This window comes from Pseudomonas sp. AC463, from assembly GCF_979253585.1.
Genome location: NZ_CEEDDZ010001044.1, coordinates 1 through 244, shown reverse-complemented (window position 1 = coordinate 244; position 244 = coordinate 1). Strand labels below are relative to the sequence as shown.

Genomic DNA, 244 nt, shown 5'->3' with positions numbered 1-244 from the left:
GGAAAAGACTATCCGCAAGCGCAACGGCATCGTCGGCTTCGCGACCCAGAGCGCCGAGGATGCGCTCTCCAGCCGGATCGCGTCCGCGATCGTGGAACAGGCAGCGACCCAGATCTTCATGCCCAACCCCAAGGCACAGGCGCGCGACTACATGACGGGGTTCGGGCTGACGAGCCACGAATATGATCTGGTCCGCACCATGCCCGACACTGCGCGCGCCTTCCTGATCAAGCACGGTCAGGAC

General features: G+C 63.9%; 1 protein-coding gene. It reads left to right on the top strand.

Annotated elements, in window-relative coordinates; genetic code table 11:
- A partial coding sequence (locus AC0IYH_RS33435) for a hypothetical protein (protein ID WP_471838728.1) occupies nucleotides 1-244 on the top strand: 244 nt, incomplete at both ends.